The sequence below is a fragment of the Dorea sp. MB18-49 genome, assembly GCF_023669465.1.
GTDB classification, from domain to species: domain Bacteria; phylum Bacillota; class Clostridia; order Lachnospirales; family Lachnospiraceae; genus Dorea_A; species Dorea_A longicatena.
The window spans coordinates 1-15,099 of the sequence record NZ_JAMOYX010000059.1 but is presented as its reverse complement, the minus strand read 5'-3'; the positions used below and the strand labels follow the sequence as shown (position 1 = coordinate 15,099).

Annotated in this window: 22 protein-coding genes and 1 pseudogene; 4 read left to right on the top strand and 19 right to left on the bottom strand. The window is 38.6% G+C overall.

All coding sequences use genetic code 11. From position 1 onward, the window contains the following. Positions 1-146: 146 nt before the first annotated feature. From NCY30_RS13430 to NCY30_RS13380, 11 genes and pseudogenes are all read right to left on the bottom strand, one after another. Positions 147-326, bottom strand: a pseudogene (locus tag NCY30_RS13430) (ATP-binding protein); the annotation flags it as partial. A 274-nt stretch (positions 327-600) separates the two neighbouring features. Then, positions 601-843: a helix-turn-helix domain-containing protein gene (locus tag NCY30_RS13425; protein ID WP_226850857.1), complete on the bottom strand. Its 243-nt coding sequence runs from the start codon at positions 841-843 to the stop codon at positions 601-603. A 44-nt stretch (positions 844-887) separates the two neighbouring features. Beyond that, the gene (locus tag NCY30_RS13420; protein WP_006426869.1) at positions 888-1,220 is read right to left on the bottom strand and encodes a nucleotide pyrophosphohydrolase; all 333 of its coding nucleotides are present in this window, start codon (positions 1,218-1,220) and stop codon (positions 888-890) included. Between the two features lies 1 nt (position 1,221). After that, positions 1,222-2,808, bottom strand: coding sequence for a DNA/RNA helicase domain-containing protein (locus NCY30_RS13415; protein WP_173785134.1), 1,587 nt, complete (start codon positions 2,806-2,808; stop codon positions 1,222-1,224). A 117-nt stretch (positions 2,809-2,925) separates the two neighbouring features. After that, the gene (locus NCY30_RS13410) at positions 2,926-3,264 is read right to left on the bottom strand and encodes an HIRAN domain-containing protein (protein WP_173785133.1); all 339 of its coding nucleotides are present in this window, start codon (positions 3,262-3,264) and stop codon (positions 2,926-2,928) included. 203 nt (positions 3,265-3,467) lie between these two features. Next, on the bottom strand, positions 3,468-4,136 hold the full coding sequence (gene bioD / locus NCY30_RS13405; RefSeq protein ID WP_006426873.1) for a dethiobiotin synthase: 669 nt from the start codon (positions 4,134-4,136) through the stop codon (positions 3,468-3,470). Positions 4,137-4,156: 20 nt separating this feature from the next. Beyond that, positions 4,157-4,720: a biotin transporter BioY gene (locus tag NCY30_RS13400; protein WP_006426874.1), complete on the bottom strand. Its 564-nt coding sequence runs from the start codon at positions 4,718-4,720 to the stop codon at positions 4,157-4,159. A 123-nt stretch (positions 4,721-4,843) separates the two neighbouring features. Continuing rightward, on the bottom strand, positions 4,844-5,836 hold the full coding sequence (locus NCY30_RS13395; protein WP_173785132.1) for a helix-turn-helix transcriptional regulator: 993 nt from the start codon (positions 5,834-5,836) through the stop codon (positions 4,844-4,846). 2 nt (positions 5,837-5,838) lie between these two features. Beyond that, positions 5,839-6,195 (bottom strand): DUF2399 domain-containing protein, encoded by a 357-nt coding sequence (locus NCY30_RS13390; protein ID WP_006426877.1) that lies wholly within the window; start codon positions 6,193-6,195, stop codon positions 5,839-5,841. 9 nt (positions 6,196-6,204) lie between these two features. Beyond that, positions 6,205-6,408, bottom strand: coding sequence for a DUF2397 family protein (locus NCY30_RS13385; RefSeq protein ID WP_006426878.1), 204 nt, complete (start codon positions 6,406-6,408; stop codon positions 6,205-6,207). 419 nt (positions 6,409-6,827) lie between these two features. Continuing rightward, a complete protein-coding gene (locus NCY30_RS13380; protein WP_022415625.1) occupies positions 6,828-7,727 on the bottom strand; it encodes a DegV family protein in 900 nt (299 codons plus the stop codon). A gap of 400 nt (positions 7,728-8,127) precedes the next feature. Here NCY30_RS13380 and NCY30_RS15410 point away from each other — a divergent pair, with 400 nt between their 5' ends. The 3 genes from NCY30_RS15410 to NCY30_RS13370 all read left to right on the top strand — a co-directional run bounded on the left by NCY30_RS15410 (position 8,128) and on the right by NCY30_RS13370 (position 9,444). Next, positions 8,128-8,334: an aldo/keto reductase gene (locus NCY30_RS15410; RefSeq protein ID WP_334291810.1), complete on the top strand. Its 207-nt coding sequence runs from the start codon at positions 8,128-8,130 to the stop codon at positions 8,332-8,334. Then, on the top strand, positions 8,328-8,690 hold the full coding sequence (locus NCY30_RS15260; protein ID WP_330377801.1) for an aldo/keto reductase: 363 nt from the start codon (positions 8,328-8,330) through the stop codon (positions 8,688-8,690). Before NCY30_RS15410 ends, NCY30_RS15260 begins: the two co-directional genes overlap by 7 nt. Before the next feature lie 79 nt (positions 8,691-8,769). Continuing rightward, positions 8,770-9,444: a dihydrofolate reductase family protein gene (locus tag NCY30_RS13370; protein ID WP_055213855.1), complete on the top strand. Its 675-nt coding sequence runs from the start codon at positions 8,770-8,772 to the stop codon at positions 9,442-9,444. 163 nt (positions 9,445-9,607) lie between these two features. Here the strand turns inward: NCY30_RS13370 and NCY30_RS13365 are convergent, their stop codons facing one another. The 5 genes from NCY30_RS13365 to NCY30_RS13345 form a co-directional block, all read right to left on the bottom strand. Beyond that, positions 9,608-9,859, bottom strand: coding sequence for a putative signal transducing protein (locus NCY30_RS13365; RefSeq protein WP_006426884.1), 252 nt, complete (start codon positions 9,857-9,859; stop codon positions 9,608-9,610). 24 nt (positions 9,860-9,883) lie between these two features. Then, positions 9,884-10,273 (bottom strand): DUF5104 domain-containing protein, encoded by a 390-nt coding sequence (locus NCY30_RS13360; protein ID WP_242654688.1) that lies wholly within the window; start codon positions 10,271-10,273, stop codon positions 9,884-9,886. Next, positions 10,270-10,428: a hypothetical protein gene (locus NCY30_RS13355; protein WP_179961024.1), complete on the bottom strand. Its 159-nt coding sequence runs from the start codon at positions 10,426-10,428 to the stop codon at positions 10,270-10,272. Before NCY30_RS13355 ends, NCY30_RS13360 begins: the two co-directional genes overlap by 4 nt. Positions 10,429-10,538: 110 nt before the next feature. Continuing rightward, the gene (locus tag NCY30_RS13350; protein WP_006426887.1) at positions 10,539-10,946 is read right to left on the bottom strand and encodes a hypothetical protein; all 408 of its coding nucleotides are present in this window, start codon (positions 10,944-10,946) and stop codon (positions 10,539-10,541) included. Positions 10,947-11,553: 607 nt separating this feature from the next. Continuing rightward, positions 11,554-11,733, bottom strand: coding sequence for a hypothetical protein (locus NCY30_RS13345; RefSeq protein WP_139009939.1), 180 nt, complete (start codon positions 11,731-11,733; stop codon positions 11,554-11,556). A 176-nt stretch (positions 11,734-11,909) separates the two neighbouring features. On the opposite strand from NCY30_RS13345, the gene NCY30_RS13340 reads away from it, so the two are divergent. Then, positions 11,910-12,269, top strand: coding sequence for a helix-turn-helix domain-containing protein (locus tag NCY30_RS13340; protein ID WP_006426890.1), 360 nt, complete (start codon positions 11,910-11,912; stop codon positions 12,267-12,269). A gap of 141 nt (positions 12,270-12,410) precedes the next feature. Here the strand turns inward: NCY30_RS13340 and NCY30_RS13335 are convergent, their stop codons facing one another. The 3 genes from NCY30_RS13335 to NCY30_RS13325 all read right to left on the bottom strand — a co-directional run bounded on the left by NCY30_RS13335 (position 12,411) and on the right by NCY30_RS13325 (position 14,992). Then, positions 12,411-13,166, bottom strand: coding sequence for an 8-oxo-dGTP diphosphatase (locus NCY30_RS13335; RefSeq protein ID WP_006426891.1), 756 nt, complete (start codon positions 13,164-13,166; stop codon positions 12,411-12,413). A 162-nt stretch (positions 13,167-13,328) separates the two neighbouring features. Continuing rightward, positions 13,329-13,844: a hypothetical protein gene (locus NCY30_RS13330; protein ID WP_006426892.1), complete on the bottom strand. Its 516-nt coding sequence runs from the start codon at positions 13,842-13,844 to the stop codon at positions 13,329-13,331. Beyond that, positions 13,841-14,992, bottom strand: a complete 1,152-nt coding sequence (locus NCY30_RS13325; protein ID WP_006426893.1) for a helix-turn-helix domain-containing protein — start codon at positions 14,990-14,992, stop codon at positions 13,841-13,843. The genes NCY30_RS13330 and NCY30_RS13325 overlap by 4 nt, the downstream gene beginning before the upstream one ends. Positions 14,993-15,099 lie beyond the last annotated feature (107 nt).

Below are 15,099 nucleotides of genomic sequence, written 5' to 3'. Positions count from 1 at the left end.
TACTAAAACGATGTCTTATATTATAGCATTCGCATATTAGCACCACAATAAAAAATTATGCACCAATAATTTTATTGAACAGCTCTAACAGTACATCTTTCACACCGCCAGCATTGAATACCAACCCAACAGCAATCAAGGCAACTAACTGTCCCTAAGTCTGCAAGGTCAGCGTTCTTCGGGTCTAAGATGTAAAGGACAGCGTTGGTATACAGTAAGGCTTCAATGAACGTCAGCAGAAAATAGGTTTTACCGCCACCAGTCCCAACAGCAATCAGAGCGTGAGGGAGTGCGACATATTCCCAGACAAGATTTTTCATCAGTCTACACATTGTTCCAACAGATAGACTTGTTTGTAGTTTAGTTCCTTGTGAGCTTCGCCATACTGTTTGACATACTCTAAGGTTTTCTAGCCTTGTTGTCTTTATGAGGTCGCACCCTTAGCTGCTATATTATAAAATTCTCCGACATACGACTGAAGGTATTTTTTTACTTGCTCCCAATTAATATTTCGTTTTCCCCCATATTTTTCTTTTCATTTGCACTCCTCACCCACATTTTACACGCATTGCATTATATGTTTTCTAAAAAAAATAAGTCTTACGACTCATTTCCTTTAATCATATATTCCACTTCCGCCCGATATTTCATCAAACGTAAAAGATACTCCGGAAGTTCTCTCTTCTCAGCTTCCCAATCTTGAACAGTGCGATACGGTATACCATAATAATCACTAAACTCTCTCCTGTTCATTCCCATTTTTTCCCGTAATTCTTTTACTTCTTTTCCTCGACTCATTAAATCACCTTCCAGACGCATTGCGTTATTAAAATAATAATTCATGTATAAATGTCTGTCAATGACTATTTTCTATACCTCCGATTCAATCACAGCTTATCATACTTCGCACTCTTCCCCTTAGCCTTCTCCACCGGATACTTCTTTGCATTCACCTTGATTTTCTCCCGCACGATCTCATCCAGATCCAGTCCGCAGGCATCTGCCATCAAGACACAATAATTCACAACATCCGCCAGTTCTTCTCTTATCTTTTCCTGTTTTCCTTCATTTGAGATATCCGCACCGCTCCACTGGAATACTTCCAGTAGTTCTGCTGCCTCCAACGAAATGGAGATTGCCAGATCTTTCGGATTGTGGAATTGTTTCCAGTCTCTGTCATCTCTGAATTTTAGTATTTCTTTAATTGTTTCTTCTGTCATCTTAGTTTTCCTCTTCGATATATTTACTAAAGTATTCTCTTAATTCATCATCGCACACATACAAATATGTTCCTTTGATTCCTCTGGTCATCAGCACATAATACACATTTGTGATGTATTCTTTCAGTTCTTCATATGATGCCGTTATTTTACCATTTTTATCAAAATAACATTCTGACCGGATAATGATCTGTCCTGTTGTTTTATCATATCCAATATCATTTCCGAGAATAACAAACGCATAGTTCAGATCATAACCTTGAATGGAATGAATACATCCCACCTCATCGATTGCTTCTCCTGTATGAACCCATCCTTCTGTACAATGATTCCACATTCGTTTTACACCTTGTATCTCTATGTCCTTTTTGCTCCGGTCATTTTTACTGATCCATGGCCATGCATATCCTGCTACCATTCGGGAAAGCCCTGCTTCCTCCTCTTTGGCATACATATCTTTCTCAAATTTTGAAAAATCAGAGTATAATTTCAAATCATATTTTTTTGAATGATACTTCCGGTCAGCGGATCCGGCCAATAGATCCTTTATGAATGCAATATAGTCATTTCCGCCCTGCACCCTCATCTGCGTTGCAAGAGTAAAATACGATATTGTATGTTTTTTATAAGGATTTCTCATTTTTTCTTCGAATCTTTCATAATCAATGCCTGACGGACCAACCACCTGATTGTAATCGTAGAATAATACTGCACACTTCGATTGTTCCAATATCCAGTCTAGTTCGTCTGCATCCGTTGTCATACCCAGCCGCTCGCAGCTTTTCTTGAAAGCTCCCCTATAGGAAATATTTTTATATTGATGAAGTCTGTGTGCTTCATCGACCAGTAAGATATCATATTTTTTCTTCGTGATATCAGACGGGGACAGTACCTGTGATGGCGTCAATCCATAAATACTTCGGAAGATGAATTTCATCGTCTTTCTGAGCGAAGTCTGCGGCACAACGAATCCAATCTTTTTCCCGGCAAACTCTTCGCTGTCTGCCAGGTATTTCATAAGATATACCGCCACAATTGTCTTACCGCTTCCCGGCATTCCATTTACTACTACACGATTCACATTTCCACTCTCAATCTGCGCAAGTATATCTTCTACTGCTTTCCGCTGGCTGTCGTTCAATTCTTTATATGGAGAATATTTGAATAGATCTGAATTTTCAATTTCTTCCAGCGAATGTTTGACCAGTTTTTCTTTTTGCAGCTGACGCCAAAGCAGTTCGAATTTTTTATCATATTTTCCTTTCTCATAATACTGCTTATCTGCTATTCCGGAATTCTTATTCGTAACCTGGAATAATTCGTCTGCGACAATATACTGAATCAGCTTGGATTCATAATCAAAGGTTACCGATTGATTAAACAATCTGGAATATATGAAGTGGACCTTATTAAATATTCGCTTTTCTTCATTTGTCGTATGCTGTGTCATTCTGGTTTTTACATGATTGGATTCACCTATATAGGCTTTCTTTCCATTTTCCAGAATATATAACATTGGCCAGTTATCCAGATATTCTTCATTACTGTATTTATTATTTTTGAAATCTCCTTCAATTATTTTGAACATGGTATTTCTCCGGTGTATTTATATTTGTATGGTTTCGAATTTCCTAATATTAATTATACTTCGCTGACCATTAACACACAAGAAGAAGTCATATTTCTACGACTTCTTCCATATCTATCACTGGATAATCCAGGCTGTTTCCTCCTGTTCACTTTTCAGACTCTTTTTACAGATCTTGCAGATTGTTCCTGTCGGTGTAACTAATACCACCTTCGCATATGCCGTGTCTCCAATCTTGTCATACAGACGACCTGCACTCATAGACTCTCCGATGACTGTATAAGAACTATTTGCCACATAACCAATCTTTCCGAGACCTTCATATGTCACTTTGATTGCTTCCTTGTCATATTCATTATCCGGTTCTTTTTCTAATCTGATCTTCATACCTTTCTTCAGAAAATCATTTCCGAAGTAGTGTTTTGTTCCTGTCAGGGTGATAAATATTTTTGCCATTGTGTGTGCTCCTTTCGCTTTGAAAACGTGTTCATCTGAATTTGATTTGTTGTCTTATAATTACTTTTATCTCCCGGAATTCTGTTTTATTCCCTTTGATGTGTATAGTATAATTCAGGTGGTGGGGCATAATATTCTCACCTCTTTTTATTTCCATACATCAAAAAAGGAAATCAACCGCAGTCAATTCCCTCTTCTCATCATCAATCATACACCCTTTTCAACACTTCCAGATCAACCTCAAGCTCCCTGTCACCATCTCTTACCCTGGCAATCACCGGTACCCCCGTTAATCTCTCGATCATTTTCTCATTATCTTCCTGCATCGCCCCACCCGAGTAATGATTCAGAATGATTCCTTTTACATCCATTCCGTGATTCCGGATGTATTCTACCGTCAGGACAACCGCATTGATCGTGCCAAGTCCGGCATCTGCGATCACCAGAGTATTCAGATGCAGCATTTTCACAATATCTTCCAGCAGGATCTCATGTTCTTCATCCCAGCGGATCGGACATACAATACCGCCGCTTCCTTCTACCGTGACATAATCGAACGCTTTCTTTACCCTGTCAAAATCTGCTTTTACCGTTTCCGGATCAACCGGATTCCCTTCTATTCTGGCAGCCAGATGCGGAGACACCGCATTTTGATACAGATATGACAGTAAGCTGCTGTCTTCCTGTGTGATACCGGCAATCTTCTTTACATAGCCTGCGTCACTTTCTTCTATGGACTCTGCACCTGATAATGCAGCCTTATAATAGCCTGCATGGATTCCTGCATCCGCCAGCTTTTTCACGATTAATGCTGTGACATACGTCTTTCCTACATCTGTGCCTGTGCCCGTCACAAATATTCCTTTTGCCATAATCTCATGCCCCTTTTTTATTAACTCAGATAAAATCCGCTTTTCCGCATTCTAAGTCCCACACCGGCTGCCAGCAGACATAATACAAAATCTCCAGGCATATCTAATGGGAAGCAGGACAAAAAGATCACGCCCAACGTTGCCGGTGTATGTGCATAAAAGTTTAAGATTATAAATTTATACACGATTCCGATTGCATATGTCACAACAAATCCGGCCAGACAGGCAAGCAGATAGTTCTTGTAACTTGCTTTCAGCTTTTCGCATACTTTTCCGGTTACATATGCGCTTACAATGAATCCGACCAGATAACCAAAGCTTGGCCGGAATATGTATCCGATTCCTCCGCCTGCTGCAAAGATTGGTACTCCGACAAGTCCCAGTAATACATAACATCCTACAGATATTGCTCCCTTATCAGCCCCCAGAATCAATCCTGCAAGCAGTACGAAAAAGAACTGAAGTGTGAAATAATCCATATATGGAACCGGGATCTGGATAAATGCTCCTATGGCAACCAGCGCTGCGAACATTCCGCATAATACCATACTTACGGTGGATAATTTTTTTGTTTTTGTGTTCATTAAATTGTTAACCTTCCTTTCCGTTTATGGTTAACAATTTATCGTATTTCGCTTTGATTGTCAACTTATTTTTCTTGCAAGTTTACAATCGTGTTCTTGTTTTGCTATTTTAGAATCCATTTCCTACTCCCCATACTGCTCCATAAGCCTCCGGGCCTCTCCCCGCATCTGCTCCACAACCTCATCCGGTCCAATGATCTTAACTGCTTCCCCCAGCGAGAATACCCATCCCAGGAACTGTTTGCTCACATGCACGTCCACATTCACCCGGAAATAATCCTCATCTTCCGGAATCATCATCACATCTTTCCCGAACCGGTCAATGATCACGCCCGCAAGGCTGTTATTTACCAGCATCTTTACAGACGTTTCCTTTCCCCTGAACATTCCGAAACTCTTCTTGGCATAATCCGCCATATCCAGCTTCTTGAAGTGTTCTCTTCCCTCGCGGGATTCATCCGACATCCGGATATGCAGCATCTTATCCACCCGGTAATGCTTGATCAGCTGCGCCTCTGTATCATATCCGATCATATAATAATTCTCATCATCCCAGGACAATCCCCACGGGCTGATATGATACCATGCTCCTCCGTGACGCAGTTCCATCTCTTTCTTCACATTCCACTGGAAATACTGGAACTTGATCTTCTTATTTTCAGAAATCGCATTGTGGATTGCATCGACAGTATAATAGATGCTTTCATTCATCGTCTTAATTCTTCCGGATACATACACCTGTCGCTGCAGCCTCTGTGCATCGTATTTGCTGACCAGCTTTTCCAGCTTTTTTATCAGTGTGTTGGTCTTCTTCTCTGTAATGAATTTGGAAGACTGGATGGAATCTACCAGAAGCTTTAATTCCGGCAGTTCGAATGGGCGGTTGACTACGCGGTAATGATAGCGGTTGCCGATGGGTTCGCCCTCTACCTCGATCCCGAGTACAGACAGATCACGCAGATCTGCATAGATTGTTTTGCGATCTGCGGTCACTTCGTATTTTCCCAGTTCTTCCATGATTTCCGGCATGGTAATATAGTGTTCATCATCTGTATTTTCCAGCATGATCTGTGCGAGACGGTATATTTTTAGCTTTTGATTTGTTCCTTTTGGCATAATCACATCTCCTCCACCAACATCTCCTGATACACGGCAGTCCCATACTCTTCGATCCTATCCACCACCGGTTTCAATCTCCCATCCGTAATCCGCTCCAGTATCTTCATACGCTTCGGCGATATCACTTCCTCTGACCTGCACTTCTCATAATCCGCCGTTTCCATATGCCAGTAATGAAATTCTCCCTTATAATACTGTGATAATTTCTGTGCGATCAGTATTCCTTCCGGGTCAAGGTCACCCGCATAATATACCCGGATTCCCGACTTTGCAAATAGATCCATCTGTATCATCTGATACAGGAAATTTCCTGCTGCAGTTCCATTGTCAAATGCATGCGAATTTCCTGTCAGCATGGTGAGATCCTACTGGCACTGTTCCGGTCTGTAATCCGCAAAAAGCGGGTCCTGTATCATTTCTTCATAGACCTCTTCCTGATACAGCCAATATTTTAATTTCTCATAATGCTCGAAAAAGATACGCATGATACAGCGGTATCTGCTTACGTTGTCGGCATTTAAATATTTTGCTTCTGTCAATGGCTTGATTAATTTATCTGATACCTGCATAGAACTTCTCCTTCTGGTTAATTAAGTTCAGTATAGCACATGCGTTGGAAATAGATTCCATAGTTCTTTGTTTTTCTGAAAATTCTGCCTTGATTTCTAATCATTTACATAATCATAATAATCCGCCTCGCTGGCAAATAAGATATATTCGCCATCTACCATTCCCATGTAACCGTCACCTGTGTTAAAACCTTTCATTGCCAGTTCCTCCATTTCTTTGAAAAATAATGATTTTGATTTGTTTTCCCTTTTATGTCTATAGTTTATAACATCAGATGGGGTATAAAATTACCATCAGTAACAAAAAATACCCGAAAAGATTTCTCTTCTCAGGTATCTTTATCTATCCCTATTCTATTTTCGCTGATTATGGGCATCGGTTTCTCTCCACCATCTACCCATTCAACCTTTTCAGCTGCTTAAACTTCTGCCTTCTTAATAATTCCGACACCAAGCGGATACGGTCCTGTATGCACACCAATCGTTGCTCCAATCTGGTAGATTCCGATCTCATCGATTCCAAGCCGTTCTTTTATCAGATCCTTTATCATCTCACGGAATCTGACTGCCTCGTCATAGTCATAACCATATCCGATGCAAAAATTATATTCACCAGGTTTTGCATCGATCTCGTCCAGATAATTTTTCGTCATATCTACAACCTTTTTCATAGACTTGATACGGTTTCTTGCCAGTCCGGAACTGAAGATTTCCCCTTCTTTTAATGTAATCATCGGTTTTATCCCCAGTGCTCCGGCAGCTATCCCGGCCAGTTTACCGATTCGTCCACCATGTCTCAGATAATCAATACTTCCGATTGTAAAGAAGATCCGTCCCGTCTCGCGTATCGGAAGAATTTTCTCCACAATTTCTTCATATCCCAATCCCATATCACGCAGTCTGCATGCTTCTAACACGAAAAGCCCCTGCAGTACTGTATTCACCGTTGAGTCGATCAGCGTAATCTTTGCATCCGGGTACTCTTCTTCGATCATTTCCTTTGCGACAGTTGCCGACTGCAGTGAACCGCTGAATTTGCGGGTAATACAGATGCAGATAACCGGAATCTGCTCTTTCACACTTTTTTCGAACACCTGATAGAAGTCATCCACCGATGGCATGGAAGACTTCGGAAATACATCCGGGTGTTCCACCATTTCGTTATAAAAATCTCTGACCCCTAATTCCACCATTTCCTTCTGATATGTCTCACTGTCAAAAGACACATAGAATGGCACAACCTCTATATCATGCTCTTTTGTAATCTCCTGCGAAAGATCCAACGATCCGTCACTGACAATCTGCACTTTCTTCTGCATATCCATTACCTCTCTACTTATATGTTCTGTAAAAATAAATTTCTCATACATTTTACATGTAGTTTTCAATACTACATTCTTGGAAACGTAGAACAGTATAACACAGGGTATCTCAAGTGTATATAACTATGCTTCATACTTTCTTAAAATTTTATACTTTTTAAGGAAAAGGCATAGCCGCAGCTTCCTGTAAATTTACCGGGATTTTTTCGGAGCATTTTTCAAAAAATTTTTTACAAGCTTTTTTTGAAAGCTTTTTCTGAAAATCTATTGACTTGGAGTCCGCTTCAAGTGCTAGTATGAACTCAGAAACTGAAAGGAGATCTTAGAAATGTACAATAAAAAATTAACATTAAGTAACGGTGTGGAAATTCCTCAATTAGGACTTGGAACATAGTTCATCGATGATGATAAAGTCGCTGATGCAGTCAAAGCTGCTGCCGATCTCGGCTACAGACATTTTGACACTGCACAGGCTTACGGAAATGAGCGTGGTGTCGGCGAAGGAATCCGTACATGTGGTATTCCGAGAGAAGAATTATTCGTTGTATCCAAAGTTGCTGCAGAGCATAAAACTTATGAAGATGCCAAAGCAAGCCTATGGTAAATCAGATTCTTCTTCACATCAGCAACACTCCTCTGGAACTTATTGAGTACTGCCAGAAGAAGGGTATCGCTGTAGAAGCTTACTCCCCAATCGCTCATGGCGAGATTTTACACCAGCCGGAGATTGCCTCTATGGCTGAAAAATACGGAGTATCTGTTCCACAGCTTTGCATCCGTTATACACTGCAACTCGGTGCGATTTCACTTTCTAAAACCGGTAATCCGGAACATATGAAGACAAATGCCGATGTAGACTTTGAGATTAGTGCCGAAGATATGGAAGTTCTGAAGAATTTCAAACATATCGAAAGCTATGGAGAAAGCAGCGGATTCCCGGTATACGGCGGAAAACTGTAAATTATTCAAAAAAGAGATAAACATATTATAAATCAAATATTTAATCAAAATATTTTCTGATCATAGAGAGGTTACTAAGATGAACAAACCATATATTATCTGCCACATGATGACTTCTGTTGATGGCAGAATCGACTGTGCCATGACATCCCAGCTTCCGGGTGTCGAGGACTATTATAAGACACTGGACGAACTGAATGTTCCGACTACCGTGAGCGGCCGTGTCACTGCGGAACTTGAGATGGCTGAACCTGGATTCTTCGAAGCAAAAAATTCTGAAACATATACCCAGGAAGGATTTTCTAAAAAAGCTGATGCCAAAGGCTATGAAATTATCGTTGATACCAAGGGAAAGCTTCTCTGGCCGGATGCCTCTGATATGGACAAGCCTTACCTGATCATCACAAGTGAACAGGTAACGAAAGAATATCTGGCATATCTGGACGGACAGCATATCTCATGGATTGCCTGCGGAAAAGAACGGATCGATCTCGTACGTGCCTGCGAGATCCTCGCTTCTGAATTCGGCGTAGAACGCATGGGTATCGTCGGCGGTCCTGCAATCAATACCGGTTTCCTGGATGCCGGACTTCTGGACGAGATCAGCATCCTGATGGGTGCTGGAATCGATGCCAGACGGGAAATGCCTTCTGTCTTCGACGGCTTCGCCATGGATCATCCGCTGGTACATCTGAAGCTTACAAATGTGCAGAGATTTGACAGTGATGCGATCTGGATTCGGTATAATGTATAATTATTGTATAGTTATTGCATATCTATCGTATGGAAATTTAAGTGAACTGATACTACCAAGGGCAGTGCTGATTATCATTGTAATCAACACTGCCCTTATTTTCATCGTCATGTTTTCGGGAGAAGCTGCCAGTGGCAGGCTCTCTGTATTTCTCTCTATTCTTTTATTCCGCATTCTCTGTATCCAGAGATTTTTCAATCTCCTCTATAATCTGCACTGCTTTTTCTGCTTCATCCGCCTCTGCCCAGATATCAACGCCGTATACTCCGAATCCGGCAACTCCATATGCTGCTACACTTGAGCTTGGTTCCTGTGTGAATGCAGCAATTCCATTTTCTTTTAGCATTTCTACCAGCATCTCTGCCTCAATGATATTTTCTGCATTGTAGATTTTTTTGCATCCTGTTGCTTTCATGAGAATCCCTCCTTATCGTTTTAATCATTTTCCGAATATAAGCATCGTCCGATAATCTTCACAGACTTTCTCCTGTGTAAAGATTCCTTTTTTCGAATGCCAGAGAAAATATCTGTCATTATACGCCTTCTTTGTGGCCAAATCAATAATCTGAATTCCTTTATTTTCCGGATGTTCCTTATCCGCCGTGACAACCTCCATATAAATATAATAAGTCTGATTTCCTTTTGTTATTTTTGCACCTGAATCCATTATACGATAAAAATTTCTGTCCTGACTTCCTGTTACTCTCATTAAAATACTATCCTTATCAAGAGTTCCGTCTTTTATTGTCTCGCTGTAAAATTCAAGAAATTTGTCCGGTTGCTTTTCAAATTTTTCTCCTGATACATTTTTTGCAAATAATTTTTCTATTTTCTTCTTATCATTCTGATTGCCGCATCCAGAAAATCTGTAAGGATTTCTGTAAACTCTCCGTGATCTGATCTGAATAATCTACTCAGAAATGTTTTCCCGCATCCAGATATCAATGTTACAACCAGCATAAATGTTATTCTTTTTTTCACCATCCGTCCCCACTGCTCTCAGGATTTTACATCTTTTCATAATACCCCAAAGCTCTTTCATATAGTTCTCTACATTGCCGTTCATCTCCATATGCCAGACAATCACATTGATTTTATTCCCAGTCAAATTCATCAATAGCATCTTTGATTTCTACAGAAATCGATTCCTCATTTTTTAATTCTCTAATAACTTCTGCAAACTTATCACGCTGTGGATTATTAATATCATTGTAACACCGATGAAGCATCCAGATATTGTGCGGGGTTGGTTTTTCACTTACTGAAGCAATTAACAGTTCTTCATACCCATTTTTATAGAACTGCTCAACAAAATGTACCAGTTCTCCCGGCATTCCAAAATCTACCGAGGGATTGTCCGCAATAATTTCTAAAATCGGTGCCACCAATTCGTAAGGATTAGAATATGTATTTATAGCATCCACTACTTCGTCATCAATATAATACTCTTCATATGGTTTTGCCGCCGCTTTCAGTGCACCAATAATTTGTTCCTTAGTCATATATTTCTCCTCTTTCAGAATTCTAATCTGTCTTTACTTCATCCTATCATAATTTATCGGATAATTCTATTCTTGACCTTATAGAGAACAGCCAAAAATCATGACTTTATGATTCCTGTCATTCACTCATTTTACGCTTTAATAATTGATATATTTTCCTGCCATCTTTTCTGCCAAATTGATGAAGTGCTCCCATATACAAGTCTTTCTTCCCCTGATGTCTCTTTGCACTCACAAAATCAATAATTTCCGCTGATTTGCATTCATATTCTGTTCCAGTCAGAATATTTTTCAATTCTTTTTTTATTCTGTTACCTTCTTCAATCCGGGCACTCTCTGCAGACAAATCTAATAATAATTTTCGATTCTGTATTTTCTTTCTTCTCTCTGCATCCTCCGGTGCATGAAATAATGTAAGTGCATTTTCTATATTTCCTGCTTTGACAATTTGAATCCGATTCGCATTCTGATCCGCTCCAAAGAAATCAATAACGGCCTGAAATCCTTTATCATTGCTTATGATTGCAATCTCATTTTCTCCTCTTTCACTAATGATTCCACATTCTGCCGCAATATAAAAATCAAGTGCATTCTTTCCTGTACCTTTTTATTTTATAACCCGGAATTCACAGCCACTCTCTTTAATCTCCTGTATATAATCATATCGTATTTTTCCGCAGTTTTTGCTATAGAAGATTATTAAAGTGTCATCTCTACATAACACATCCGTTCCCTTTAATCCATTAGAACCATTTACATTCTCATAATCAACTAATATTGTTGGCATGATTATCACCCCTTGCCAATCAGTTACGTATATACCTTCCAGACTATCTTGCTCATGAATCCGCATATATACCATTGGTATATTATTTTTATCATATACCAATGGTATTGTCAAGCTGATTATGCTAAAATATAAATATCAAAATTTCAATCATAGTAGGAGTATCAGTAAAAGCAATGGATATTTTAGATAAAGAACGATTAAAAGAATGTCGACTGAAACTAGGGATAACCAAACAAGAGGCTGCCAAAAGAATTCAGATTTCTCAACCTGCGTATCTGCGATACGAGGCCGGTTCACGTAACCCTTCTATACAGATTATTTCTAAAATGGCTGAAGTTTTTTCAACATCTACAGATTATCTTATTGGAAAATCTGCAGATTCAAGTCCGAATAGACTAGTCGTTGAACAAAGTGACACTCCAGCGCTATTTTCTCTCGTTGAAACATGCAAAACTCTAAACGCGGCTCAACTAATGCGGCTCACGGCTTATGCAAAGGCATTATCAAATGTTACTTCTGATAGTGAAAAATAATTTCCAGAGATACTATTGGAAATCCTTCTACAATATATAACAGTCGAAACTTTTGCCATGGCAACGAAAGGCCTTGATCTACAAGCTGTTTTGCTCATATTTCAAGGTCTGATTTTCCCATGAAAAATTATATTTTTATTTTTAATACAGATCTCCTACATACCCTTCCGATTCCAAATGCATATAACACTCATTCACTTGATCCGCTCCTAAAATCTGTAACACATATTTCATCCCTGTAGCCAGTTCTCTGGTTTTCAGTTCTTCTAACGGGATCCAATATACTTGTCCTTCCTCAGAACTTTTCAGTTCTCCGATGAATTTTTCTGCTTTATATAACATAATCACGCTATGTACACCGTCCTCATGCCAGTGATACAAACCACAAAGCTTCGGCGACTCAATCGTAAGTCCCGTCTCTTCCCACACTTCCCGGATTATGGATTTCTGAAATATTTCATTCTGTTCTACATGTCCGCCCGGAAAAGTTGTACCGGTATAGCTGTCATTCACCTTATCCAACGCCAATACATTTCCTTTATCATCCTGTACCATACACATATTCATAAAACAGACTTTCTCGTTTCTGTTCTCTTCCTTTTCATTCAGTTCTTTTCTTACACGCCTGTTAATAGCTGACCTTTTAGATTTATAATGCCTGAGCACTTCTCCATAAGGAACCCAGATCTCTGCTTCTTCGATTTTTTCATAAACTATATTCACCACTTTTTCTATCTGTCTGTCATTTGGAAATGTGTAATTTTTTGTATAATAGTCTCTGGTTACCTGAAACATCCATTCTGCAATCTTTTCTTTTTGTTTTAATTTTAACTGAGCGTATTTCTTATCCGTCTGCAGTAATTTACCATCTGTCATCTTATGGTTTTTCTGTGACATCGGTATGACCTCTTTTCTTTTTTCTCATTTCTTTTTTGAAGCTTATTTTATCCGCTCGAAACACCTTATCTATGCCAGATTACTTTACTTACATTTCAGTAACTCATCCGTCTCTGATTTCTGCTCCATTGTCTCCATTCAACCATCTGCCCATGTACAGTACTAATATGTGATACTATAGTTCAACTTTGTCTGCAGGTTTCCTTCCTGATAAACTTCCATATACACTTCATGACTGCCCAATTCAACAAACAGTCCAAAATTATATTTAAAATCTTCCTTTTGATCAGTTAAATACATCAATTTATTTCTGTCATTCTCTTTATCATAAGTTTCAGCATTTTTCTTTTTAAATTCAATCACAAGGAGATTATTTCTATTGCTTCGTCTTCTGTGAATTACCAGATCAGGAATAATCTTTCTGTCACTACGCATCATTTTAGGATCATTCATATTCCGATTGTATTCACAATCTAAATCAGCCCATTGAAACTTAGTAAGTGTATTCATTTTATTTTTCATGTAACTTCCTATATGAAAAACCATACATTGTTCAGAAATCATGTCCTCTTCATTGGACATTTCAATTAAATCCCTGTCATTTTTGTAGAATTTTTCCAATGACGCATTTACTAACTTTTTTATATCTTCAAATTTTACTTCATCTTTTGGATTCATTGATCATTCCTCCTGAAAATTTCTTCTTCCACCTTCAACAGTGGCAATTCCATCATCGAAATGCCCTTTAAATTTACAAAGTTTTCTGTTTCGTCGTGCGCATCAATATAAAACATAAAATTTTGTTCTATATCAGTAAAATCATATCCATAAACCATCTCTATCGTTTCGATAATATCATCTGAGTCTTGATAAAAATCAATAATTGTACTTTTCTTTCTTCCATCAAGGTAATAAAATACAGACGTATTTAACAACTGAAAAATATCTTCTTCTGTCCATCCATTTTTCCGAACATATTCCATAAGATATTTATACAGTTCGGTGGAATTTTCAGTATCATTATATAAAGTCACCTGACTATTTTCTTCATAATCTTCAAGTGCCTCATATACTACCAATGGAATTTCTCCGCAACTTACATGCTCATCCCAATTTTTCCCACTAGGTGTATCCGCGTCAAAGTCACTTAAGGTGATATCTTCTATATTTGACATGTTCAAAAATAATACCTTATTATTCATACATGGAATCACCATTAACTCTTCATCAATGCCCTTATATATCATCTTTCGTGTATTACTGTTAATTGGATACCACATATATTTGTCAATTCCACATAACTTGATTCCTACATGTCCCCAAAATCCACTAATTTCATCAAGTGCATCCTTCATATCCATATAATATTCCATTTCACTAAATTGTGGTTCAAAAAAGTATTGATTTGTTATAACATGAGTGCTCGTACGAAGCTGCATCGCAATCTCCCTAAGTTCTGTGATTGTTGCCTTCTCCCCGGCCTCTATCTGTTGTAATCTTTCCTGAGAAATTCCCGTCGCACTCGCCATTTTTTCTGTAGATATTCTTATTATACTTCGAATTTCACGCACTCTATTTGAACTGCATGCATTATTTCCCAATAAAATATCTGGTGTTATTTGGAGATAATTCATTATTTTTGACATATGTGTTTCATAATTTTTTTTGCTGGTAATAGTTCCACTTAAAACCTTATCTATTGTCGGTCTGGAAACCCCTGTCTTCTTTGACAACTCTGCTTTAGTACATTTCTTTTCCATTAAAATCTGTTCCAGACGTGTTCCTACCGGACTTCGTCTATCAAACAAATCCTCCAATGTATACATACAGCTTTCCCTCCCTTATATGTCTATATGATATCACTGCTTTGTTTGTGTGTAAATATTTTTTTTAATGTTTTACTTTTATTTTTTTACAATCAATATTATTACAT